The sequence below is a fragment of the Paractinoplanes abujensis genome, assembly GCF_014204895.1.
Taxonomy (GTDB): domain Bacteria; phylum Actinomycetota; class Actinomycetes; order Mycobacteriales; family Micromonosporaceae; genus Actinoplanes; species Actinoplanes abujensis.
Map to the genome: position 1 here is coordinate 357042 of NZ_JACHMF010000001.1, position 25300 is coordinate 382341.

General features: G+C 69.3%; 16 protein-coding genes. 7 read left to right on the plus strand and 9 right to left on the minus strand.

Annotated elements, in window-relative coordinates:
• Nucleotides 1–245 precede the first annotated feature (245 nt).
• Together BKA14_RS01275 and BKA14_RS01280 are read left to right on the plus strand one after the other, a co-directional pair.
• A complete protein-coding gene (locus BKA14_RS01275; protein ID WP_203722302.1) occupies nucleotides 246–878 on the plus strand; it encodes a GntR family transcriptional regulator in 633 nt (210 codons plus the stop codon).
• Nucleotides 875–1888 carry a 1-aminocyclopropane-1-carboxylate deaminase gene (locus BKA14_RS01280; RefSeq protein WP_184949104.1) on the plus strand — a complete coding sequence of 338 codons (1014 nt, stop codon included), beginning with the start codon at nucleotides 875–877 and terminating at the stop codon, nucleotides 1886–1888. Before BKA14_RS01275 ends, BKA14_RS01280 begins: the two co-directional genes overlap by 4 nt.
• Here BKA14_RS01280 and BKA14_RS01285 read toward each other — a convergent pair.
• Together BKA14_RS01285 and BKA14_RS01290 are read right to left on the minus strand one after the other, a co-directional pair.
• Complete coding sequence (locus BKA14_RS01285; protein ID WP_184949105.1) at nucleotides 1867–3171, minus strand: GH1 family beta-glucosidase; 1305 nt, start codon at nucleotides 3169–3171, stop codon at nucleotides 1867–1869. The genes BKA14_RS01280 and BKA14_RS01285 overlap by 22 nt on opposite strands.
• Before the next feature lie 9 nt (nucleotides 3172–3180).
• On the minus strand, nucleotides 3181–3597 hold the full coding sequence (locus BKA14_RS01290; RefSeq protein WP_184949106.1) for a MerR family transcriptional regulator: 417 nt from the start codon (nucleotides 3595–3597) through the stop codon (nucleotides 3181–3183).
• Nucleotides 3598–3644: 47 nt separating this feature from the next.
• Here BKA14_RS01290 and BKA14_RS01295 point away from each other — a divergent pair, with 47 nt between their 5' ends.
• Nucleotides 3645–4382 (plus strand): methyltransferase domain-containing protein, encoded by a 738-nt coding sequence (locus BKA14_RS01295; RefSeq protein WP_184949107.1) that lies wholly within the window; start codon nucleotides 3645–3647, stop codon nucleotides 4380–4382.
• Here the strand turns inward: BKA14_RS01295 and BKA14_RS01300 are convergent.
• Nucleotides 4372–4572: a hypothetical protein gene (locus tag BKA14_RS01300; RefSeq protein ID WP_184949108.1), complete on the minus strand. Its 201-nt coding sequence runs from the start codon at nucleotides 4570–4572 to the stop codon at nucleotides 4372–4374. The genes BKA14_RS01295 and BKA14_RS01300 overlap by 11 nt on opposite strands.
• A gap of 94 nt (nucleotides 4573–4666) precedes the next feature.
• Complete coding sequence (locus BKA14_RS01305; RefSeq protein ID WP_184949109.1) at nucleotides 4667–5431, minus strand: COG4315 family predicted lipoprotein; 765 nt, start codon at nucleotides 5429–5431, stop codon at nucleotides 4667–4669.
• Nucleotides 5432–5675: 244 nt separating this feature from the next.
• On the opposite strand from BKA14_RS01305, the gene BKA14_RS01310 reads away from it, so the two are divergent.
• Nucleotides 5676–6176: a sigma-70 family RNA polymerase sigma factor gene (locus BKA14_RS01310; protein WP_275412384.1), complete on the plus strand. Its 501-nt coding sequence runs from the start codon at nucleotides 5676–5678 to the stop codon at nucleotides 6174–6176.
• Nucleotides 6173–6895: an anti-sigma factor family protein gene (locus tag BKA14_RS01315; RefSeq protein ID WP_184949111.1), complete on the plus strand. Its 723-nt coding sequence runs from the start codon at nucleotides 6173–6175 to the stop codon at nucleotides 6893–6895. Before BKA14_RS01310 ends, BKA14_RS01315 begins: the two co-directional genes overlap by 4 nt.
• 10 nt (nucleotides 6896–6905) lie before the next feature.
• Here the strand turns inward: BKA14_RS01315 and BKA14_RS01320 are convergent, their stop codons facing one another.
• The 4 genes from BKA14_RS01320 to BKA14_RS01335 all read right to left on the minus strand — a co-directional run bounded on the left by BKA14_RS01320 (nucleotide 6906) and on the right by BKA14_RS01335 (nucleotide 11362).
• Nucleotides 6906–7517 carry an NADPH-dependent F420 reductase gene (locus BKA14_RS01320; protein WP_184949112.1) on the minus strand — a complete coding sequence of 204 codons (612 nt, stop codon included), beginning with the start codon at nucleotides 7515–7517 and terminating at the stop codon, nucleotides 6906–6908.
• Between the two features lie 257 nt (nucleotides 7518–7774).
• A complete protein-coding gene (locus tag BKA14_RS01325; protein WP_260416347.1) occupies nucleotides 7775–9253 on the minus strand; it encodes a pectate lyase family protein in 1479 nt (492 codons plus the stop codon).
• 264 nt (nucleotides 9254–9517) lie between these two features.
• Nucleotides 9518–10561, minus strand: coding sequence for a pectinesterase family protein (locus tag BKA14_RS01330; RefSeq protein ID WP_184949113.1), 1044 nt, complete (start codon nucleotides 10559–10561; stop codon nucleotides 9518–9520).
• 288 nt (nucleotides 10562–10849) lie between these two features.
• Entirely contained in the window at nucleotides 10850–11362 is a 513-nt protein-coding gene (locus BKA14_RS01335; protein WP_184949114.1) for a type 1 periplasmic-binding domain-containing protein, read from the minus strand.
• 155 nt (nucleotides 11363–11517) lie between these two features.
• On the opposite strand from BKA14_RS01335, the gene BKA14_RS01340 reads away from it, so the two are divergent.
• Together BKA14_RS01340 and BKA14_RS01345 are read left to right on the plus strand one after the other, a co-directional pair.
• Complete coding sequence (locus tag BKA14_RS01340; RefSeq protein WP_184949115.1) at nucleotides 11518–22497, plus strand: LamG-like jellyroll fold domain-containing protein; 10980 nt, start codon at nucleotides 11518–11520, stop codon at nucleotides 22495–22497.
• A 110-nt stretch (nucleotides 22498–22607) separates the two neighbouring features.
• Nucleotides 22608–23177 carry a hypothetical protein gene (locus tag BKA14_RS01345; RefSeq protein WP_184949116.1) on the plus strand — a complete coding sequence of 190 codons (570 nt, stop codon included), beginning with the start codon at nucleotides 22608–22610 and terminating at the stop codon, nucleotides 23175–23177.
• A gap of 224 nt (nucleotides 23178–23401) precedes the next feature.
• Here BKA14_RS01345 and BKA14_RS01350 read toward each other — a convergent pair whose 3' ends face one another.
• Entirely contained in the window at nucleotides 23402–25279 is a 1878-nt protein-coding gene (locus BKA14_RS01350; protein ID WP_184949117.1) for a S41 family peptidase, read from the minus strand.
• Nucleotides 25280–25300: the final 21 nt, after the last annotated feature.

Sequence of the window (25300 nt, forward strand, 5' to 3'; positions counted from 1 at the left end):
ACACCTGGGATCTGACATTCCAGCGCTCAGGGCGACGGCGTCGCACTCGTGGGGACGATCTATCGGCTTGATCAGCCTGCCGTTGACATCTCGGTGGGCGGCGAGAGCGAGCCGGCGGCCGTGACGTTGCGGGGGTGCAGGCCGGAGGGTTAGCATCTGGCATCTAACATTTCAGTGATCGGATCGAACGCCGTCGGGTGGTCTGTGCGGTCTTGAGTGGGGCGCGGGCGGAAGGTGGGCGCGGCGTGGAGCGGGTGCAACGCAGGCTGTTGCGGGAGACGGCGTACGAGTCGATCCGGGACGCCGTCGTCCGGGGCGAACTGGCGCCGGGAACCGTGGTGAGCACTGCCGAACTGGCCGATCTGCTCGGACTGTCCCGCGCGCCCGTGCGGGACGCCCTGGCCCGGCTGGCCGGTGAGGGCCTGGTCGAGACCAAACCGCAGAGCTACACCCGGGTGACCGAAGTCCTGCCCGACGAGGTGCGGGACGCCGCCGCCGTCGTGCGGTCGATGCATGAGCTGGCCGCGAGCCTCACGGTCGGCCACCTCGAACCCGCCGACGTGACAGCGATGCGCGACGCCAACTTCCGGTTCAAGAAGGCCGGCCGATTCGGCGACATCGACGCCGCCATGGCCGCCGACGACGATCTGCACGGTGTGCTCGTGCGGGCCAGCGGCAACCGCGCCCTGGCGGCCACTATCGAGCGTTACACGCCGCTGATCCGCCGGCTCGAACGCCTGCAGTTCGCCCAGGACCAGGCCCGCCGCTCGGTGGAACGGCATGACGACCTGATCGCCGCCTGCGTCGCCGGCGATGTGTCCGAAGCTACCCGTCTCACGTCGCTGATCTGGCGTTCGCTGGAGGAGAGAACCACATGATCGAGTTCGACCGTTACCCGCTGCTGTTCGGCCCTTCCCCGGTGCACAAGCTCGACCGGCTCACCGCCCACCTCGGCGGCGCCGCCGTCTGGGCCAAGCGGGAGGACTGCAACAGCGGCATCGCGTACGGGGGGAACAAGACGCGCAAGCTGGAATATCTCGTGGCTGACGCGCTGGCCCAGGGATGCGACACACTGGTCTCGATCGGCGGTGTGCAGTCCAACCACACCCGGCAGGTCGCCGCGGTCGCCGCGCGGGCCGGGCTCAAGTGTGTGCTCGTCCAGGAGAGCTGGGTCGACTGGCCGGATCCGGTGTACGACAAGGTCGGCAACATCCTGATCAGCCGGCTCGCCGGGGCCGAGGTGCGGCTGGTCCGTTCCGAGTTCGGCATCGGCTTCAAGGAGAGCTGGGAGCAGGCGCTGCGCGACATCGAGGCCTCCGGCGGCAAGCCGTACGCGATCCCGGCCGGCGCGTCCGACCACAAGCTCGGCGGTCTGGGCTTCGCCAATTGGGCGTACGAGGTGGCGCAGCAGGAGGAGCAACTCGGCGTCTTCTTCGACACCGTGATCGTCTGCTCGGTCACCGGCAGCACCCAGGCCGGCATGATCGCCGGGTTTGCCGCCTTACGGGACGCGGGTGGCCGCCCCCGGCGGGTGCTCGGCATCGACGGTTCGGCCAAGCCCGCCGAGACCCGCGCGCAGGTGGCCCGGATCGCCCGCAGCACGGCGTCGCTGATCGGGTTGCAGCGTGATCTGACCGAGGACGAGATTCTGCTCGACGAGCGTTACCACGCGGGCACGTACGGCATCCCCGACGAGACCACGCTGGAGGCGATGCGGGTGGCCGCCCGTACGGAGGGAATGGTCACCGACCCCGTCTATGAGGGCAAGTCGATGGCGGCCCTGATCGACCTGGTGGCCCGCAGGGAGATCCCGGCCGACGCGACGGTGCTCTACGCCCACCTCGGTGGCCAGCCCGCCCTCAACGGTTACAGCGCGCTGTTCTCCTGAATCACCGAGCGCAGCCAGTGATACGAGGCTCGAGGCGTCCGGGCCAGGGTGTCGAAGTCGACGTGGACGAGCCCGAACCGTTGTGAATAGCCCTCGGCCCACTCGAAGTTGTCGAGCAACGACCACACGAAGTAACCACGCACGTCGACACCGGCGGTAATGGCGTCGTGCAGGGCCCGCAGGTGGGTGTCGAGGTAGTCGCGGCGGAACGGGTCGTCGGTGCCCTCGGTCGTGGAGCAGCCGTTCTCGGTGATGTAGATCGGAGGCAGGGCGTCGCCGTAGGTGTCCCGCAGCCCGGTGAGCAGTTCGGTCAGCCCGGACGGGACCACGGGCCAGCCGAACGCCGTGGTCGGGACGTCCTCGATCGGCCGCAGGTCGAACGGCAGCGGCGACTCACCGGCGGGCGCGCCGACCAGCGTCGGGTTGTAGTAGTTGATGCCGAGCGCGTCGATCGGCGTACGGATGATCTCCAGGTCGCCCTCGTGCACGACGCCGTCGAGGGCGGCTCCGAGAAACTCGGGATACGTGCCCAGCAGCACGGGGTCGTTGAAGAGCCGGTTGTGGAAGGCGTCGTAGACGGAGGCGGCGGGTGTGTCGTCGGCCGCCCGTACGGGGGTGCAGTTGTTCGTCAGCATCACCTCGGTCGCGCCGGCGGCCCGCAACGCGCGCACGGCCAGGCCATGACCGAGCAGCTGGTGGTGCGCCACCGGCAGAGCTTCGAGCAGCAGGGTGCGTCCCGGGGCGTGCGTCCCGTACGCGTAACCCTGCGCCATGTGCACGACCGGCTCGTTGAGGGTGATCCACCGCCGTACGCGATCACCCAGCCGCGCGGCGACGTGCGCGGTGTAGTCGGCGAACCGCGACGACGTGTCCCGCGCCAGCCAGCCGCCCTGATCCTCCAGCGCCTGCGGCAGGTCCCAGTGGAACAGCGTCGGCAGCGGCGTGATGCCCCGCTCGAGCAGCGCGTCGACGAGCCGGTCGTAGAAGTCGAGACCCGCCTTGTTCGGCTCGCCCGCACCGGTCGGCTGCACCCGCGGCCAGGCGATCGAGAACCGGTACGCCCCCACACCCAGCTCGGCGAGCAGCGCGACATCCTCGCCGTACCGGTGGTAGTGATCGCACGCCACGTCCCCGGTGTCACCGTCGAGCGTCTTGCCCGGCGTGTGCGCGAACGTGTCCCAGATGGACGGCCCGCGCCCGTCCTCGTTCACCGCCCCCTCGATCTGGTAGGAGGCCGTGGAGCAGCCGAACAGGAACCCGTCAGGAAAGCGCGGCAGCGACATGCTCCGACCCTAGTGATGGTCGAGCGCGACGGCTAGATCGACGCCGTCCCGCCGGGACAGCACCATGTCGCGGAACCGCGGGCATTCCTGATAGTTCTCGTGCTCGCAGCGCAGTCCGTGCTCCAGCAGCGTCTGCGACAGGGTGAGCCGGGCAATCCGCTGCCGCACCTGGGCGAGCTGTTCGCGCAACACCGCGCGTCGACGTTCCCGATCGGGCGCGGCGAACAGCTCGCGCAGGTCTTCCAGGCTGAACCCCGCGTCCTTGCCCATCAGGATCTCGGCCACCCGGGTCTCGTCGCCGGCCCCGTAGACACGGCGGCCGCCGACCGTACGCGAGGGCGTCAGCAGACCCTCGTCCTCCCAGTGCCGCAGCACGTGCGGGGCCAGGCCGAACCTCTCCGCCAGCGCGCCGATCGTCAGCTCCATCGGTCCTCCTTGACTTCAGGTCGACCTTAAGTCGCACACTCGCCGCCATGGGCTACCTGGACTCCGCATCCTTGATCAAATCGCTCGACGCCGCCGAGTCGACCCCTCACGCTGTCAGCCTGCGGCGGCACACGTACGAGGCCCTGCGGCACTCGCCCGGCCAGGCGATCGTCGACGTCGGCTGCGGGACGGGCCGGGCGGTGTTCGAGATGGGCGCCGGCGCCGTCGGGGTCGACACCAACCCGGCGATGCTTACCTCCGCCCGGACCAGGTTTCCCGGCATCGACGTGCGGCAGGCCGACGCGACCGCGCTGCCGCTGGACGACGCCTCCGTCCAGGGTTACCGCGCCGACAAGGTCTATCACGTGCTCGCCGATCCGGGCGTCGCGCTGACCGAGGCCCGCCGCGTGCTGGCCCCCGGCGGCCGGATCGTGCTGGTCGGGCAGGACTGGGACACGATCGTCATCGACTCCGGGCTGCCCGAGGTGACCCGCCGCATCGTGCACGCCCGCGCCGACACGATCGAGCACCCCCGGATCGCCCGCGCCTACCGCAACCTGCTGCTCGACCACGGCTTCGGCGACGTCTCAATGGTCGTGCACACGGCCGTCTTCACCGACCCGGGCGCGCGGCAGCTGCTGACCAGCCACGCCGACGCCGCCCGGGAGGCCGGCGTGATCACGCCGGACGAGGCCGGAGCGTGGCTGGCCGACCAGGACCGGCGCGCCGAGACCGGCCGGCTGCTGCTGGCGATGCCGATGTTCCTGGCCGCCGCTACCCGCTGACCCGCCGTGCTGTCCGGCCGCCGTACAGAAAGGTGCCGTTCTCGAGGAACGTGAAGGTGGAGGGGATCCCGTCGTCGGGCACGGTGATGCCGATCAGCTCGCTGACGACCCCGTCGAGCACGTCGTCGGTCAGCCCGCGCGCGTTGCCGCCGTTCGCGTTGATCGCGATCACCAGTCGGTGCGCCGGCACGACCCGCCACACCGAGCCCGTGCCTGAGAACGCCGCACCCGGTGGTCCCCCCCAGGACCACCGGGCACGCCCCCGATAGGAATTGCCGGCTCAGTTATTTGGTGCCGCTGGAGGAGAGCGGACCGGGCGCCGCGGCGGTCTTGCCGCCGTCGGGCTTGATGGCGAACCACTTGCCGTTGAGGCCCTGGCCGTTGATGTCGCCCGGCTTGGCGTCGGCGACGAAGTAGTAGACGGGCCAGCCGTTGATGGTGACCTGGCAGGTGCCGTCGGCCCGCTCGACGTAACCCAGGATCTTGGGGTCGAGGCCGTCCGGGAAGATCTTGCCGGGGCTCTTGATAAGCAGCGGGGGCCAGGCCGTCGCGCAGTCGCCGTTGCAGACCGACTTGGGTGGCTTGTTGGAGTCGTTGTCGAACCGGTAGAGCGTGCGCCCGGCGCCGTCGGCCACGTACGTGCCGATCTGCTCGTTCTCGGTGGCGTTGAGCTCGACCGTCTTGCTGCCCGCGGTGCGCGACTTGGGCGGGGTGATGTCCTGCTGGGAAGGCCCGCTGAAGATCTTGACCCACTTCTGCCTCTTGGCGACCGTGGGGGAGGCGGCCGGCTCGGGGGCCTCGGCCGCTTCTTCCTCCGCGGCGGCCGGCTCAGTGGTGGCCGGAAGCACCTCCGCCGAGGGCGGGATCTCCTCGACGCCGGCCAGGTCGGGCAGCTCGCCGGGGCCCAGGGGGTTCGGCGGGGCCTGGCTGGCCTGCACCGCCACCGGCACCCGGGCCGGGCCGGCCTCGCCGTTCGGGGTCTGGTTCCCGCAGGCCGACAAGGCGGCCAGACCGGTGGCCAGAACTGCCGTGACGTAGATCTTCCGCATGGCCGGCTCCCTGTCTCGGATCGTTGGGCCTGCCCTCCACACGACGGCTCCCGCGCGGCGGTTCACTCGGATGTGCCACTTTCGAAAAATCTTGATCCGGGCGGGCGACCCGCGACGTACTTCCAGTAGCCGCAGCACAGTACTTTCATCGATGTCGTTCTCGTTGAAGACGCGAGGCGTGCACGTGAGAGTGCCGCGGGGAGAGAAAAGGATGCCGTCGAGCAGACAGAGACCGCACCGGGAGGTGGCCGATGAAGCGCTGGTCAGATCGTTGTTTCAGGAACATGGACGGGCCATGCTCGCGTATGCCACGCAACTGACCCGCGATCGCGCCGCCGCCGAGGACGTGGTGCAGGAGGCGCTGGTGCGCGCCTGGCGGCATCCCGAGAGCCTGAACAACGGCAAAGGCTCCGTACGGGGATGGCTGCTCACGGTCTGCCGCAACATCGTGCTGGATCAGATCCGCGCGCGGAACAGGCGCCCGCCCGAGGTCGCCGAGAGCCCGCCCGACGCCGCTGTCGAACAGGACCATTCCGACCGCGTGGTCACGTCGATGGTCGTGGTCGACGCGCTCAGCAGACTTTCCGCCGAGCATCGTGAAGTGCTCGAACAGGTCTATCTCAAAGGCAACACCGTCGCCGAGGCCGCGGAGGCGCTCGGCATCCCGCCCGGGACGGTCAAATCCCGATCCTTCTATGCGTTGCGGGCCTTGCGCGAGGCCGGCACGGAACGGTTGGCATCATGAGCACGCCGGAGAGCGCGAACAACACGGCGAACGAGCACGTCGACATGGCCGGCTACCTGCTGGAGATGCTCTCCGAGGACGAGAAGGCCCAGGCCGACACCCACCTGGCGGGCTGCGCCGAATGCCGGGCCGAGCGCGACTCGCTGCGCCAGTGGTCCGACCAGCTCGGCGAGGTGCCCGACGCGATGCTGCTCGACGGCCCGCCCGACGACGCCGACCTGCTGCTGCAGCGCGCGCTGCGCCAGGTTCGCCGCGAGTCGTCCGGCCGGCGTTACAAGCGGGTCGCCACGGTGACCTCGATCGCCGCCGCGGTGGCGGCCCTGGCCGTGGTGGGTGGGGTGCTGGTCGGGCGGGGCACGGCCCCGTCACCCGAGCCACTGGCCCAGCCTACGGCCACCCTGTCGGTGCCGGCCGGGGCGCGGGTCGGCTCGGGAACTGATGCGTCGACCGGCGCGCGGATGGAAGTGGCGGTGACACCGGCCGCGGGCTGGGTCCGGGTGTCGGCCACGGTCGGAGGGATTCCCGCCGGTCAGAAGTGTGTGATCGAGGTGGTCGGGCGCGACGGTTCCACGGCGGTGGCCGGCAGCTGGCTGGTGTCACCGGCGGGGGAGTCGGGTGGCACGACGCTGAACGGCAGCGCGCTGATCGACCCCGAGCAGGTCCGGTCCGTGCGCATCGTGAACACCACGGGCACGCAGTTCGTCTCCGTCGACGTCTGACGTCTGACGTCTACCGCAGGATGGTCAGGGCCTCGGCCAGGGCGTCCTGCGCGTGGAAGACGTCCACCTCGTTCTGCTGCAGCGGCCCGCCCGGCTCGGTGAGCCGGGCGGTTTCCGCGCCACCGGCGTAGAACGGCGCGAAGCCCATGTCACGGATCAACGTCGACGCGGCCACCCGGGCGTCCCGATGATCGCTGCAGACGAACTCGGCCAGCAGCGGGTCATGACCACGACGCCGGTTCAGCGTGGCCGTCGGCAGCGTGTTGAACGCCTTGGCCCAGTGCGCTTTCGGCGCCATCTGCACAAGCTGCTCGAACCCGCTGGTCTCGCCCATGTGCCCGGTCGGGTTGGTGGCGTCGATGATGATTTTGCCGTCGAGCGTCGTGCCCGCCAGTTCGATCGCCTCGTACGCCGACTCCCAGTTGGGCGAGAACAGCACCACGTCGGCGAACTCGGCCGTCTGCGCGATCGGCAGCGCCTGACCGTGCCCCAGAAGATGGTCCACCACGCCCGCGAGCCGCTCCGGATGCCGCGAGGTCACCGCCACGTCGTGCCCGCTCTCCGCGCACCACTCGGCCAGCGTCGCGCCGAGCTGACCTGCCCCGATCACGCCGATGTGCATGCACCTAGGGTGCCCGCTTTGCCCGTCTTTTGAGGCCGGCTCAGGAAAATGCGTCGAATCAATTTCCGGTACGTCCCGGCGACTCGGACAAACGTCTCGAGCCGCCGGCCGTGGTGCGCGACCCGTTCGGCTTGCCCCCTGCGGCCCGCTGACCGCATGCCGCTTGGAGAACTCGGCGCTCCGCGCGGCGGCGTCGGCCTGCGATGGTCAGCACCGGCCACCTCGCGGTCGGGTGGATGGCCGGTGCGCGTACGGGGTCAGAGGATGCGACGGATGCCGGCTCCGGCGTTGACCAGTGCGGGCACCGCCGCGGTGGGGTCGAGGCGGGTGCGCAGGTCCGGGGTCCAGCCGGCGTCGGGGATCAGATCGGGGTCGTACGCGGCGTTGTAGGCGGCCACCAGGTCGACCGGCTGGGCGGGCCGGTGCGAGCTCTGCACCAGCGTGCCCAGCGCCGTGATGCGGGTGCCCTTCCAATAGGCGATCACTTCGGACGGCGGCACGTCGGCGCTGAGCCGGAAGTAGTTGTTCTCGGCGTAGATGCTCGACTCGACGCCCACCCCCAGCGAGTAGCCGTATTCCTCGTCCGTCGCCGTGTAAAGGTTGTTGAACACGTCGACCTGCCCGAACCGTACGCGGGGAGCCCGCTGGATCACGTTGCCGAACCGGTTGTGGTGCACGGTGACGCGCAGCTTGCCCACGTCCACGCCGGGCGTGTCGGTCGAGCCGATCAGCATCGTCTTGTCGTGGTCGTAGTAGTCGTTCCACGACAGCGTGACCAGGTCGGACCCGCGGATGATGTCGGTCGCGCCGTCGTGCACCTGGTAGGGCCGGCCCAAGTACACCGGCTGATCCCGGTCGTGGTTGTTGCCGTCGCTGAACGTGTTGTGGTCAAGCCACACGTTGGTCGCGCCGCTGAGCGACACCAGGTCGTAGAGCGAGTTCCAGTTGCCCGCCGAGCCGTCGGTCGGATCCCAGGCCGGGAAGCAGTCCGCGGCGTCGGTGACCTCCAGATTGCGGACGATCACATTGCTGACGTTGGTGAGCACCAGGCTGCCGTGCTCGAGCCGGCCCCCGTTGATGCCGACGATCGTCGTGTTGCTGCCGACATTGATCCGGATGTGGTCCGACTGCCGCTTGGCCGAGCGCACCCGGGCCTCCTCGAGTGGCCCGGTCGGCTTGGTCGCGCGCCCCCAGACGGCCGGGTCGTAGGCGGCCAGGAAGGCGTCGAGCGAGTAGTCCGGATCGGCGAAGTCGTCACAGCCGAGGGTGGTGCCCGCGTCGTCGCGGCGCAGGTCGATCCGGCCGCTGATCAGGACGATCTTCGGGGTGGCGTTCTGGCCGTTGGTCAGCGCGTTCCCGCCCAGGGCGTCGATGAGCTCGGCCCGGTTGCGCACCACCGACACGTCCGCGGCGGCCGCTCCGCCGGTGGTGCCCGCGCCCGAGGCCGCCCACCCGTCGCCGGCGGCGATGCCCTCCCGCGCGACCCGCAGGGCCGCCTCGGAGACTCGGGGTGCCGCTCCGGCCGGCGCGGGTGCTGCTCCGGCCGGCGCGGGTGCTGCTCCGGCCGGCGCGGGTGCTGCTCCGGCCGGCGCGGGTGCTGCTCCGGCCGGCGCGGGAGCTGCTCCGGCCGGCGCGGGAGCTGCTCCGGTCAAAGTCGGGGCCGCTCCGGCCGGCGTGGGGGCCGCCAGGGTGAGAAGCAACGCGGCCATGATCCCGGCCGCGGGAGCTGTGCGCATGACGGGTCCTCTCCAGCGGCCGGTGACAACCGCAGTGACATGCAGGAAAGCGCTTGCCGCCACGGTCACACGACGGTCGACCCTCGTCAATGGATCCGGCAACGCAGGAAATTTGCAGTCGCGGGCTCACAGCCGGTCGGGTGCTGCGGCAGGTTCGGTTCCCGGATGGCGGTCGGTGCTGCGGCAGGTTCGGTTCCCGGATGGCGGTCGGTGCTGCGGCAGGTTCGGTTCCCGGATGGCGGTCGGTGCTGCGGCAGGTTCGGTTCACCGGTGCCGGTCGGGAGCCCAGCCGTCGGCGCCGCGCAGGAAGGCGGGAACCGTCTGCGTCGCGGCCTCGGCCGGGGTCAGCTGGGGGCGGTCGGCAGTCGGCGTCGCGCCGGGCCCATAGTTGCGGAACTCGGCGAACCGGGCGTCCTCCCACGGCCACGTGCCGAAATCGCTCCACGGTGTCGCTCCGATGTGGGCCTCGATGCGGGAGTCGCGGATGACGGTCTGGCCGATCGCGTCCGGGTCCTGGCTCGGGTGCCACGGGCGGCCCAGGAAGACCGTGCCGGGCGGGGCGTCGGAGGTGAACGCGCACCGGGCGAACAGGAACCCGTGCGGGTTGCCGATGTCGGTGCTCGGCGCGGTCACGTACCCGTTCGGCACCGATCCCCGGTCGAGCGAGTGCACCCGGCACCGGTCGAAGACGGCTGTGGCGCGCCCGAAGATGAAGTCGACGTCCCCCTCGACGTAGCACTCCCGGAAGTACGCCCGGGCGATCGTCGCGGCGGCCGGGCTGTTCGCGTACAGGGTGTCCTGATTGCCGAGGAACCGTACGCGCGTGAACGCCACCCGATCGGCCCGCGTCAGCACGGCGACCGCCTGCCGGTTGGTGATCTCAGGGTGCGCGGCCTCGTCGAAGAGGTTCGCGAACGTCAGATTGTGCGCGCGGAAGTCCGTACCGTCCACGGTGACCGAGGCGCTGCCTGTCGTCCCCCATGTGCCGCCGGCCGGATGGGGCGTCCCGTTGGCCCGATCATCGGCGATCACGACGTCGGCCGCGCGCCGTCCCAGCCCGACGATCGTGATCAGTGGCCGGTCCGCGGGAACGACAACCCTTCCCCTGTACGTCCCCGGCCGCACGGCGATCACGAACGGCGAGTTGTTGCCGGCCGGCACGGCGTCAACGGCTTCCTGAACGCCGGCGAAGTCTCCGCTGCCGTCTGCGGCCACCAGCACCCGCCGATCGCCCCCGGCCTGCTCGACCCCGTCGGCCACTGCGCCGGGTGACGCGGAAGCCGCCCGCCCGCCGAACAGCGAAGCCATCGAGACGGCCCCTACCGAGGCCCCGAGAAACGTCCGCCGCCGCATGTCGAATCTCCCACCGATCGGAAAAACCTATGAGGTAAGGCCTTTCCCGACGAACCGTAGGCCGCCTTGGAGAAGCAAATCAAGAGAACCGGGCATTCCTGCAAACACTTCGCCCGCAAGCCCAGCTAGACCGTCAAGATCTGCAAACAGCGGAGACGAACGGTCAGGAGGCGGCGTCGGTCGAAGGCCGGGTGGGTTGGCGGCGGTCGCGGCAATCGGCGCAGCCGAACGGGGCGTGGACCGTCAGGAGGCTGAGTCGGCCAGCTTGCCGAGTTCGCGGTCGAGAGCGTGGCGCACTTCACCGGGTGAGGCGGTGGCGACGTTGCCGGCTCCGGCGTCCGCTCCGACGCTCAGGAACCGGACCTGCGGGAAGGCCGCGGCGGACTCGGCGACGGCGTCGGTCTGCACCCGGCCGACGGCGACGATGACACCGCACTGGCTTCCGGCCAGGGAGGTCAGGTGGACGCGAGCGTTCTTCGTGGTCCGGGGGCCGAGAACTGACAGGTACTGCACACGGGTTCGGTGGGTCAGTGAGCTCTCCTGCATCGCCTTCCACACCGGCTGGGCCTCGGCGCCGGTCACGCCGGCCTCGTCGGTGAGCAGACAGGCGGTGGCGTCGACGAACTCGAACTGCCGGGGCGGCTCCGGCCACAGCAGCCACGTCGTCAGCCCGGCGACGGCCGCGACGGTCGCCGCCGCGGCCACCCACCACAGGCGCCTGCGGGTGGGCGGAGCCGGAATTGCTCGTTGAGGCACCGGCGGATGCTACGTGGGGAAAGCTGTCGAGACAACGCCTTGTGTAGATGCGTCGATGCCTTCATGATCTCTTCGCTGTTGCGTGGCCGCCGCTCATCGGTCACGGCAATTCATGGGGGAACTTCATGCGCCGCTGGGTCGGTGTGGTCATTGCTGTGTGCTTGGTCCTGACGGTCGGGCTGCCTCCGGGGGCTGTGCCCGCCGACGGCGGTTTCCCGCTGAGCGGTTTGCTGAAGTGGCTGGAACAGCCGGTGGCCCTGGCTGACGTGCTGGGCATGCCGGTGCAGCAGACGCCTGCCGGCCCGGGCGACCGGGGCCATTACGTCTCCGGGGACAAGACCCGCGCCAACGGCGGGTCGGGTCAACCGGCCGGGCGCGGCATCGGAGCGGTCCCCGCGTCGCTGCCCGAGCCGAAGCAGCCCGGGCCGTGGCAGGCCCCGCCCGCGGCCGGCGCGGACAGTTTCGACGAGAAAACCAGCAAGCGCGTGCCGGAACGATCCGGCGAACGGTTCACCGAGTTCAAGAACGCCGACGGGTCGGTCACCCGCCGGCTCTACGGCAGCCGCGTCAACTACCGGGACGCCGAGGGGCGTTATCAGCCCATCGACACCGACCTGACCCGCCGGGCCGGCCGCATCGAGACGACCGCGAACTCGATCACCGCGAGCCTGGCCCCCGAGGGCACCGACGCGTCGCTGGCCACGTTGACGACGGCCGCCGGCGACTCCATGGCCTACGGCGTGGGCGGCGCCGTTCCCGCGCCAGTCGTGATCGACGGGTCCGTGGCCACGTACGGGGAAATCTTGTCCTCGACGGACATCGAAGCGGAATCCCTGGCCGACGGGCTGCGCACCACGATCGTGCTGAAGACGCCGGCCGCGGGTAACGAGTGGGTGCTCCCGCTGGACCTTGACGGGCTGGCCGTGAGCCGCGGGGCGGACGGCTCGATCACCCTGGCCGACGCCGACGGTGACGTGGCGCTGCGGATGGCGCCGGGTCACCTGGAGGACGCCCGCATCGATCCGAAGTCCGGTGCGGGCGCCCAGTCGTCCGCGGTGACCTACGACCTGACGACCGTCGACGGCGCTCCGGCGCTGAAAGTGACGGCCGACCCGGCCTGGCTGACCGACCCGGCCCGCGAATACCCGGTCCGTCTCGGGGCCACGGTGCTGACCGCGAACGCCCGCACCGACACCTTCGCCGACAGCGACGCCACCACCACCAACCGGGACACCGACGACCTGCCCGTCGGCACCTGGAAGGACAAGGCCACGGTCTCGCGGTCGTTCGTCGGCTTCGACGCCAAAGCGGCCGACGGTTTCGGGGCGAAGCGGGTCCGCGCCGCGACGCTGCACCTCTACCACTCCTGGTCGGCCGACTGCGGGAACCGGCAGCCCATTTCCGTGCGCCGGGTGACCGAGACCTTCAAGGGCGCCGCACCGGCCGACGCCGGTGGCCTGGCCGCCGCCCCCTCGTACTCCGCGCCGATCGGTACCCTGCGCATCACCGACAGCGAACTGGCGTGCGCCAACGCCGACGCCGACCGCGCTGTCGGCAAATGGTGGAGCGTGCCGCTGGCCCCCGGCGCGGTGGCGAACTGGTCGGCCGGGCAGGCCGCCGACGCCGGACTGGCCCTGACCACCTCGGAGAGCGACACCGCGGCGTTCAAGCGGTTCACGTCGGGCAACGTCGAGGCCGGGGAGTTCCAGCCGTTCGTCGAGGTGACCGCGGCCGCCAACGAGCCGCCGCAGGTCAACGAGCAGTACCCCAGTTACGGCCAGGCGGTGAACACGCTGACGCCGGAGCTCCTGGCCGACGCGTCCGACCCGGACGTAGGGCCCAAATCCCTGACGTACACCTTCATCGTCTACGCCAACGACGCCAAGACCGAGCTCTTCCGGTCGCCGGTGCAGAAGCGCAAGTCATGGGTGATCCCGAGCCGCACAGAGATCAAGTGGGGCGAGTCCTACTACTGGAGCGTGCTGGTCGACGACGGTGAGGGCACCAACAAGGACGCGCTGTTCAAGAACCTGTTCCTCACTGTCGTGCCGCAGCCGGCCATCACGTCCGGGCTGTCCCAGAACTCGGGTCGCTCGTTCGACCCGGCGATCGGCAACTACACCACCACGGCCCGGGACGCGGCTGTCACCACGATCGGCCCGCCTCTCGAGATCACGCGGTACTACAACAGCAGCGACCCCCGCACCGGTCAGGCCTTCGGCGCCGGTTGGTCCAGCATCCTCGACGCGAAGGTCGTCAACCGCGGCAAGACGGCCGTCGTGACCTATCCGGACGGGCGTGAGCTGGCGTTCGGTCGTGACTGGGAGCTCGCCATCGGCAGCACCACGTGGACCTCACCGGCCGGACGCGGGACCGTGCTGAGGTCGATCACCGGCGGCTACCAGCTGTGGGAGAAGGACGGCACGCAGTACGAGTTCCTGCAGAACACCTCGACCGGTGTCCGATCGCTGAGCGGGGTCAAGGACGTCTTCGGCCGCGAGCTGAAGCTCAAATGGACCGGCAACCAGGTCACCGAGCTGGAGTCCGCGTCCGGGCGGAAGCTGTATGTCGAGTGGAAGACCGAACTGAGCCCGCCCCGTGTGAAAGCGGTCCGTACCGACGTGGTGAACAACGCCGCGAACACGTGGGCCTACAACTACACCGATGCCGGCGGCCTGATCTCGGTCTGCCCGCCGGCCGCCGACAGCAAATGCCACACCTACCAGCACACCGACGGCTCGCTCTACCCGACGGCGGTGAGCAACTCCCAGCCCAGCTCGTACTGGCGGCTGAACGAGGCCGGCGGCGCGGTCGCCGCCAGTTCGGTGCTTGAGAACGCCGGCACCGATCGGGGCAGCTACGTCGACGTCAACTACAGCGTCGACGGCCCGCTCGCCGGCACGGCCTCCCGGGCGACCGGCTTCAACGGGGCGTCGTCGAAGGTCGTGGTGCCGGCCAAGCTGGCCGGGGACGCCTCGAACCAGGCGATCAGCATGTGGTTCAAGGCCGACGCGAGCACCCGGGCCCGGGTGCTGTACGGGCAATCGTGGCAGAGCAACGCCAACGATCGCACCAGCTCCGGCTACAACCCGACGCTCTACATCGACAAGGACGGCAAGCTCAAGGGCGGCTTCCCGACCGCACCCAGAACGGCTACCGGACTGGGGAGCCTGCTGCACCCGGAGACCGGCAAATGCGTCGGGGTGTCCGGAAACTCCTCGGTGAACGGCGCGCTGCTGACCCTGCAGTCGTGCACGGGCGCGGCTGCTCCGAACCAGCAGTTCAACTGGTCGGCGAAGCGTCAGCTGTACGTCACCACCGGCGGGACGACGAAGTGCCTCGCTCCCGAGGGCGACGCCACCGGCAAGGTATATGTCGTCACGGAAACGTGCAGCGACAGCGTCGCCAAGCAGAAGTGGGACGTGCAGGCCAACGGGCAGATCGTCAACGACTGGTCCTACCAGTGTTTCAGCCGGATCGACGCGACCTCCAGCTCCCCCGAGGCGATCGGCCAGCGCGCGTGCGACAAGAAGGTGCGCGCCCTCTGGCAGACCTACTTCCCGCGCTCGCACGAAGTGGTCGAGTCCTCGGTGAACGTGGCCAACAAACAGTGGCATCACGTGGTGCTGTCGGCGGCCGGCAACGAGCAGACGATGTTCATCGACGGTGAACGGGTCGGCTCACTCTCCGGCGATGTGCAGGACCTCAACCCGGTCTACTCCTATCTTGGCGCCGGCTTCCTGGGCGGCGGCTGGCCCGGAAACGACACCGTCGACTCGTTGAGCAACATGGGCTACCTCAAACACTTCGCCGGCTCGATGGCCGAGGTGGCCCTCTACGACGGGCCGGTCAGCGAGCAGACTGTCAAGGACCTCTACGCCGCGCGGGCGCCGGTCCGTCAGGTGAGCAAGGTGCTCCGCCCCTCCGGGGGCGTGGCCGCCGACGTCACCTACGACCGGGTCAGCGGCCGGGTGAGCCAGGTGACCGACAGCAACGGCGCAACGTGGCAGCCGCAAGGACCGAAGCTGGGCGGCACGACCAAGCTGCACGAGAGCGCCGTGCTGGCCGGGGTGCCCAGCAACTATTGGCGGCTCAACGACACGAGCGGAACCATTCCGTTCAACGAGGTGAACGGCACCGCGGCCCGGTACAGCTCGGTCTCGCTGAACACCGCCAGCGGCCCGTTCGAGCCGCACGGCAAAGCCGCGGCCTTCAACGGCACGAGCTCCCAGCTCATCGTGCGAAGGCCAGGCAACATCGGCGTCTGTGCGCCGAACTGCCCGCCGGACCCGATCGACATGGACACCTACGCCATCTCGATGTGGTTCAAGACTTCGGTGAACGGCTATCCGTTGTTCAGCTACGGCATCGATCCGATCGCGCCGGGTACGGTCGACTACCAGGTCATCACCCCCCTCTATGTCGACTCCGACGGCCGGCTCCGCGGCCGCTTCCCCGGTGGTACCGACGGCGGGCAGCCGATCCGCAGCGAGGCCCGGGTCAACGACAGCAAGTGGCATCACGTCGCGCTGGTCACCTGGGATGACAACCAGACGCTCTACCTGGACGGCAAGGCTCAGGGAAGCCTCGCCCGGGGCCCCTGGCGTGAGGGCGTCGCCACGCACATGACGGTGGGGGCGGGGTACCTCGGTGGTGGCTACACGCCCGGGACGCACGACAGTGTCAGACCGACCGGGCGCTTCTTCCTGGGCCAGATCGCCGAGGTCGCGCTCTACGACAAGCCCCTCGACGGCAAGATGGTCGAGGCCCAGTTCAAGGCTCGCTCAGCCGCCACCTCCACTGCCGTGCCGTCGGTCGCCTATTCCGTGCAGCACCCGGACACCGACAAGGTCGTGGTGAGCACGGACGTCCACGAACTGCAGGGCGGCCGCAAGCTCGCCGAGATCGACGCGCTGGGCAACACGACCCGCTACGGCTACAACAGCAAGGGCAACCTGCGCACGGTCACCGACCCCATGGGGAACATGACCATCAACGAGCACGACGTCCGCGGCAACGTCGTCTCGACCGCGACCTGTCAGGACCGGTCCGAGAACAAGTGCTCGACGAGCTACTTCACCTACTGGCCGAACTCGACCGACGAGAAGTTGTCGCCGCGGGTGATGAACGATCGGCTGCTCACCCGGCGGGGTCCGGGGTCCAAGTCGGCCACGGACAACACCTACCGCACGATCTACGAGTACAACGAGAACACGGCCGCCCGGATCGCGGAGATCGACCCGCTGGGCCGCCGGACCACGGTCACCTACAGCTCGTCGCCACCCGGCCTGCCCACGCGGATCGTCAAGCCCGGCGGCGGTGTCGTCACCATCGCCTACGAGGCCGACGGTGACGTCCGCGAGATGACCGACCCGGCGGGCCTCAAGACCCGCTACACGTACGACGTCCTCGGGCGGGCCATCGAGGAGTCCGAGTACGTCGGTGACACGAAACGGTCGACGACCACGTACGTCCACGACGGGCAGGACCGGGTCGTCGTGGAGACCGGCGCGGAAGTGGTCAATCGAGTCAGCGGTCTGTCCCACACGCCCGTCACCACCAAGGTCTACAACCCCGACGGCCTGGTGTCGTCGGAGACCGTGTCCGACGCGTCGGGCGGGGATGCGCCGCGCACCGTGACCTACGAGTACGACCAGTACGGACGCCGGACGACCGAGACCGATGCCCTCGGCAACAAGGTAAAGCTGGGCTACGACGCGTACGGCCGGGTCAACGAGCAGACGCACGCCGACGACAGCGTCATCCGGACGACCTACGACCCGCTTGGCCACGAGCTGAAGGTCGAAGTGCCCGGGGAACCCAGGCCGGTCAAGGAGATGAGATACGACGCCGCGGGCCGGCTCGCCTCGATCACCGACGCGCGGGGCTTCCTCACCGCCTACCGCTACACCGACAACAACCTGCTCACCAAGGTCACCCGGTACAACGGCGCCTCCGAGGAAACCGCGGCCTTCCTCGAGGAGGAGAACGCGTACGACCCGGCCGGCAACCTGGTCTCCCAGCTCACCAACAACGGCAAGACCCGGACCACCCGCACCTACGACGCGGCCGCGCGGGGCCTCACCGCCACGCTCGACCCGGCCGGTCTGAACCGCACCACCACACAGACCTACTCGGCCGGCGACGACGTGCTGACCACCACGCTGACCCAGGGCGCCACCGTCGTGAGCAGGTCCGAGGCGTTCTACGACAAGCTCGGCCGGGCCCTGGCCGAGACGACCTACACGTCGGCCGACCCGCTGGCCCCGGTGTTCCGGTGGAAGTTCGACTCGATCTTCGACCGCACCACCGCCGACTCCGTCGGTAACTCGCGCGGCGAGACAACTGACCAAGTCGGCTGGTCGGCCGACCACGGCGGCTCCGCGGCACTGACCGGTTCCCCCGCGTACGTCCGATCGAACCAGGCGGTGGTCGACACCGCCCGGGCCTACACGGCCGGCATCTGGGTCAACGTCAGCGACACGTCCACCAGCCGCGGTCTGCTGTCGATGCCGAGCGCCACCGGCGGAACCGCCATGAGCCTGAGCCACGTGACGGGCGGCGCCTGGCAGCTGACCATGAACGGCCAGACGGCCGATGGCTCGCCGGTCACGCTCACGGTCCGGACCGCCAACGGGACCGCGAAGGCCGGCGAGTGGGTCCATCTGGCCGCCGGTTACGACCCGGCGACGCGGAAGGCCACGCTCTACGTCGACGGCACGGTGACGGGCACCCCGGATACGGCCGACGCCGGGTTCGTGCCACTGCCTGCCGCCGCGGTCCAGGCCGGGGACGTCTCGTCCTCGGCGGCACCGCTGGGCAAGGTCGACGACGTGATCGTGCTCCAGCGGGCGCTCACCGAGACCCAGGTGAAGACGGTGAGGGCGGGCACGGACAAGGCTCTCGCCGCGCGCGTCGTGCGCACGAGCCAGAGTCTCGACCCGGACGGCTCGGTCACCTCGTCGACCGACCCGCGGGGCAGCACCACCTTGGTGGAGAACGACGCGGCCGGGCGTCCCGTCGTGCTCCGGTCGCCCCAGGTGAACACGGTGACCGGTGAGGGTCAGCCGGTTGCCACGATCGCGGTCTCCATGGTCGGCTACAACACCTTCGGCGAACTCACCGAGCAGCAGGACCCGCGAGGCAACAAGACCGTCACCCGGTACGACGCGGGTGGGCGCCCGATCGAGACCGAGTCCCCGGGCTACCGGGCGCCGGGTTCGTCCATGCCGGTCACGGCCAAGACGACCAACACTTTCAACGCGGCGGGGCAGGTCGAGTCGACCACCGACCCGCTCGGCGCGACCACCCGGTTCAAGTACGACAGGTTCGGCCGTACGACCGAGGTGACCGCGGCCGACGGCGGGGTGAGCAGCTTCAAGTACACCGAGAACGGTGAGTTGCTCGAGCAGATCGACCCGACCCAGGCCAAGGCCGGTGCCACGTACGACTTCATGGGCCGCACGGTGAAGAGCGCCCAGGCGGTGCGGCAGACCGGCGAGGCCAACGAGTCGCAGATCCACTACCTCTCCACGCCCTGGCCCGACATGGTGCGTACGGCGGCCGGCGTCGAGACGTGGATGGAGTACAACGCCGCCGGCGAGCAGACCTCGGTCGAGGACGGCGCCGGCAACATCACCAGAACGGAGTACGACGGCGCCGGGCGGCCGACCAAGGTGACGGCCCCGGACGGCACCTACGAGACGGCTACGTACGACCTGGCCGGCCGGCTGCTCGAGAGCAAGGCGTTCTCGGCGTCCGGCACGCCGCTGCGGGCGGTCTCCAGCCGGTTCGACGCCGCCGGCAACCTCGTCGAGGCCACCGACGCCCGCGGCACGACCAAGACCTTCGCCTACGACGCGCTAGGCCAGCTGGTGTCGCAGACCGAACCGATCAGCGGCTCCGACGAGATCGTGTCGACCTTCGGGTACGACGTCGCCGGGCAGCGCACCCGGTTCACCGACGGACGGGGCAACCGCTTCGTCACCACGTACAACAGCTGGGGTCTGCCCGAATCGCAGATCGAGCCGGCCACCGACGCCCACCCCGGCCTGGCCGACCGCACCTTCACCACCATCTACGACAAGGGTGGGCGGCCGGTCCAGGTGGACTCCCCGGGCGGGGTGCGGGTCACGTCGGAGTACGACGAGATGGGCCGGCTGGTGCGCAGCTCGGGCACCGGCGCCCAGGTCGAGACGGCCGACAAGTCCTACGAGTACGACCTGACCGGGCGGCCGACCGTCATGACCGGTCTGGCCGGGACGACCACCGTCGCTTACGACGACAGGGGTCTGCCGACGGCGATCGGCGGGGTCTCGGGTACGTCCTCCTACACGTACAACCGTGACGGGGCGCTGGCCTCCCGCACCGATGCGGCCGGGACGACGTCCTACACGTACGACAACGCCGGTCGGCCTGACAAGGTGGTGAACACCGGCGCGGGCGTCGACATGAAGTACGCGTACGACACGATGTCGCAAGTCAGCTCGATCCGGTACAACACCACCGGCAACATCCGGTCGTTCGGCTACGACGACCTGCACCGGCTGACGTCCGACGAGCTGAAGACGGCCGGCGGCGCGAGCGTCGCGAAGATCGCGTACGGCTGGGACCTCAACGACAACCTGAAGTCGAAGACGACCACCGGGTTCGCCGGCGCCACGACCAACACCTACGACTACGACCTGGCCGACAGGCTGATCCTGTGGGACAACGGCACCAAGCCGGTAATCTACGCGTTCGACAAGTCCGGCAACCGGACCCAGGCCGACGGCAAGACATTCGCCTACGACCAGCGCAACCAGCTGACGTCCTCGTCGGACGGGACGCAATACCACTACTCGCCGCGCGGAACGCTCACGAGCACGGTCGAAGGCGGCCTGGAACAGGTGACGGTCACCGACGCTTTCAACCAGGTGCTCTCGCAGAGCACGCCCGACGGCACGACCAAGACATACACCTATGACGCGCTGGGTCGCCTGATCAAACCGGGGCTGACCTACACCGGCCTCACCAACACGGTGGCCGGGGACAGCAACGCCACGTACGTCCGCGACGCCGGCGGCGGTCTGGTCGGCGTGGCGTCCGGAGCGACCAAGCGCTACGCGTGGACGGACTTGCACACCGACGTGGTGGGCGAGTTCGCCGGCGACGGCACCACCCTCGCCGCCTCCGTCGCGTACGACCCCTGGGGCAAGGTCCTGGCCTCCGGCGGCATGATCGGAAAGCTTGGCTTCCAGTCGCAGTGGACCGACGAGGGCACCGGCAAGGTCAACATGTGGGCCCGCTGGTACGACCCGGAGACCGGCGCGTTCGACACCCGCGACCCGGCGTCGAACGACCCGACCCCAGGCTCCGGCGCAGCCAACCGGTTCGCGTACGCCGAGGGCGACCCCCTCGGGAACACGGACACCACCGGTTACGGCGTGGACGGCAAATGCGGCACGTACGACTACGAGTGCGAGCTGAAGAAGTACCAGGCGCAGCTCGACCAGTACCACCGTGACCTGGATCAGCACCAGCGCGACGTGCAGTTCACCGGCGAGGAGATCGCCCGGCAGCAGGCCGATTACGAGCGGGGCGAGCGCGAGAGCAAAACGTCTCTCTACGACATCCTGATCCAGGTCGGCGTCGGGATGCTGCTCGACATGATCGGCTACAACGCCGTTGTCGGTTGCCTCGAAGGCAGCGTCATGGACTGCATCGACCTGGCCACCAACTTCCTCGGCCCGGTCAAGGCGTTCAAGATGATGAGATCGCTGTACAAGGCGATCGACCGCGCCCTGAACGGCTACCGCATGTGGCGGCGCATCGTCGACGGCGCCCGCACTTTGATGAACCGCGCGTCGATGCTCATGAACCAGGCCCGCAAGCATCTGAGCGACCTCATGCAGAAGGTGCCGAAGAAGCCGAAGCCACCCAAGAAGAAAGCCAAGCCGCCGGCGAAGAAGAAGCCGAAGCACAAGGCGAAGCATCGTCCGAAGGCGAAGGCATCAGAACAAACCAAGCCCCCGAAGGCGAAGACGTCGGCGAAGAAGACGGAGAAGCCGGACAAGGAGAGGCCCGACCGTCCGGACCGCCCGGAGGGTTCGGACCGGCCGTCCGTGTCGGACCAGCCGGCGGACCAGCGCAACTTCGTCAAACCGGACAAGGGCAACGACCCGCAGGCGGCGGGAGAGGCGTGTCACAGCTTCGCTCCGGACACCCGGGTGCTGATGGCCGACGGGACCATGCGACCGATCTCCGAGGTCAATGTCGGCGACAAGGTCGTGACGACCGATCCGGAGACGGGCGACAACAGCGATCAGCAGGTGACACTGCTCCACGCCAACCGTGACCGGGACCTGACCGACGTCACGGTGTCCAGTGCGCCGGCCCCGGCCGACCGTGCTGTGCGGACGCAGGGCGAGGGCAAGGGCGGCCGTAGTACCCGCGGCCCGACCGAGTCGACGCTGGAGACCACAGCCAACCACCCGTTCTGGGACGCCACGACCGGCGATTGGGTCGATGCCGCGGAGCTGACACCCGGCACGTCCACGCTGGTCGGCCCGAACGGCGAAATCCAGTACGTAACGAAGGTCCACACCTTCACCGGCGCCGAAGTGATGCGCGACCTCACGGTCGACAACATCCACACGTACTATGTGATAGCCGGCGATGAGCCGATACTTGTCCACAACTGCGGCAACAACCCCGCGAACCATCTCGGGGTGTCGGGGAAAGCGAGCTTCGCCAGGATCCAAGCGGCTGTCGCGGACATCGAGAACTGGGATGTCGCACAGCTCCTGCCGTATTTCACAGATGGGCAACTAAGGGAAGGAAAGAAGAACGCGGGGAAGTGGCGTATGTTCTACGGCATTGCGTTCGAGTCGGCGCTGGCGGCGCATCCGCTGGTGGCGAATGACCCGAATATCACTCATCTGGGTAATTCGCGGCTTGGAAAGCGGGTGCCTGACTTTGTCATCGCAGTTGGTTCTCAGTCCCTGAATCTCGACATCACCGGCCCTGCCGAGTCGACCATGCGACAACATTTGAATGCAGTTGACGACAACGGAAGTCGACTATATGGCGGGCGAAGACAGATCTTGACCTATCGAAGCCCAAGCAACAGTCTCCTCGCGGAGATTTTCCAGTAGAGGTGCTCGTGACAACCTTTGAGGGTGACGCTTTCTCGGGAGTGAAGATCACCGGACGCAGAAGTGTCGTGTCCGGGTACGGGTTCTCGAGGTGCAGCTTCACGTCCTGCGTGTTCGCGCAGACGGATGATCCGGACCATTACTTGGTGGTGGACGGCCTGCGCCTGACGGACTGCAAGGCCGACCAGTGCGGGGTTCAGGGCGTTCACCTCCAGGACTCCCTGATTCAGGGCCTTTCCTGCCGGCAACCTCAACTACTGCATGCGTGCATCTTCGAGCGGGTGGTTCTGCGGGGAAGGATCGGTTCGTTCCGCCTGTTGGGGCCACACCCCAGCCTTCGCAAGAGGGACGCATTCGTCAGTGCCATGCTTGCCAGGTATCAGGTCGTTGACTGGGCGCTCGACATCTCAGAGGCGGAGTTCGCCGAGGTCGAGTTGACCTTTCTGCCCGGTTCTCTGGTCAGGACCGACGGAGAAACGCAGATCGTCCTGCGCAGAGAGCGTCTGGCCGGTGCGGGGCAAGTGGAGATGCCGGAGTACGCAAGCGTGTGGATCCGCAGGTTCGCCCAGTCACCCTTTGATTCCATGGTCGTGGCGGCCCCCAGGCGCTCGAAACACTTCGATGGATACATGCGGGACATCAAATGGCTGATTGACGCCGGCTGGGCCGACTTCGGCTGAGGAGGCTGCCCGGCCCCCCACACGCAGCCGGCGGCGACCCAAGCGGGAATGGTGGTAACGCGCCGCGTTCGGCCTTGCCGAATGAGTACTCGACGGTGAGGCGGCTGTCCTGATGGCCGGGCATGGCGGAGCGGAGCGTGGTCGTAGAGGTTCGGACTGGCTCCGGCGAGCAGCGTGGCGCCCGACCGGTGTGGTGGCCGGTCGGGCGCGGGTGGGTGCGGTGTTCAGTCCTCCAGCGTCCCCAGCGGGTGGAGCAGGTCGCCCTTGCGGACGAACGTGCGCAGCGCGACCACGGCCCCGCTGTCGAAGCCGGCCACGCGGACCACGCGGGCGTCACCGGCGCCGGTGACGATGATCGGGCCCGGGTTGCCGGCCAGGTCGGCGCTGCAGCGGGGCCGCCCGTCGACTTCGATGTCGGCGCGGTCGATGCCGAGCACGCCGAAGGTGGCGGTGAGGTCGCCGCCGGCGGTGGACAGGTCGACGTCGAAGCGGCGGGCCGGTGACTTCTCGAGCAGGGCCACCGCCGCGGCCAGCAGGTCGGCATCGTCGGCCAGGATGTCGCGGCGGGTGGTGCTGTGGCGTTCGTTGGGCACGACGCCGTAGTCCTCCAGCGGGGTGCCCGCGTTGGCCCCGACCCGCAGCACGCGGCGGATGACGAAGGACAGACCCGCCCCGAGCGGCAGCGGCTTGAAGGGGCCGGGCAGCGCGCCGATCAGGTCGGTCAGCTGCCAGACGTTGCCACCGCCGGCGCCCGTGTTGCCGTCGGTGCCGAGCACCAGGCCGATGCCGTTGTCCTGGAAGCCCGCGGCGAAGATGTCGGTGGCCGAGTAGCAGCGGGCGTCGGTGAGCAGCACGACCGGGCCGAAGTAGGACTGCGGGACGGCGTCGAACCATTCGCGCTGGGTGAACGGGATGCCCGCCGAGTAGGGGGCGCCCGATTCGAGGGCCTGGTCCATCGACTTGAGCCAGGGTTGCAGGTCGTCTCGGGTGCGGCACAGGCGCAGGTTGAGCGCGGTGGCCGCGAACTGGGCGGGTTCCGGTTCGACCGGACGGGCGGTGAGCGCCTGCAGGCACAGCTCGGAGGCGACGACCGCGCCGCCGCCGTTGCCCCGCACGTCGAGCACGAGACCGTCGGGCGGCAGCGCGCCGAGCAGCCGGGCGAATTCGCGGACGAACGCCACGACGCCGCCCGACGTGGGCATGAACGTACGGATCCGCAGGTGCCCGACCGTGCGGCCGCCCACGGCGACGCGGCGCGCCTCGAAGACCGTCGACAGGTCGGGGGCGACCGGGACCACGCCGGGGTCGTCGGTGGCCAGTTCCTGCCCGGTCTCCTCGGCGGCCAGGGCCTCGGGGGCGAACAGGGCGGCCCGCAGCCGGGCCAGCTGGGCGCCTTCGATGTCGACGCCGAGCGGGGTGCCGGTCGTCGCGCTCGGCCCCTCGGCCACCGGCGTGATCGCGGTGGCGCTCCACGTCAGCCGGGCCTCCCGGGCCTGGCCCTGCTCGTCGAGGTAGCCGATGGTGATCCAGTCCTCGTCCGGGGGCGCCGCGAAGGCCAGCGACCGTACGGTGAACATCTGCAACGCCCGGGCGTGACGCGCGTCGGGGTTGGCGCCGGGCAGCCGGTCACCGAAGCGTTCGACGGCCCGCGCGATCGGCACGCCGTTCCAGTGGGTCACCTCGACGCCGGGGCGGAAGCCTTGCAGGTCGAAGTCGGCCTGACGCTTGCTGACCAGGTAGCGCCGCCGGCCGTCCTCGGTGAACTCCTTGAGCAGGAACGGCAGGAACACCGCGGCGCCGCTGAACGGCTGCGGCAGCGTGTAGCGGGTGTGCAGGTCGCGCAGCGAGTTGAAGACGTCGACGAGCTCGGCGTGCATGCGCCATTCGAGCCCGGGGTCGCCGTCCCGGTCGAGCCGCTGCGAGAGCAGGCGCAGCCGCTGCAGCGGGTTGATGCCGTAGCGCGCCATCTTGAACGGCAGCAGGGCATAGCTCTGCTCGAGCACGAGCAGGGCCTGCTCGACGATCAGCTTGCGCTGGGCGGTCGTGAGCCGCCCGATCTCGGTCGCGCCGAGGAAGTCCGTCAGTGATACAGCCTGGGTCATGATGATCCCCTCCCGACGCGA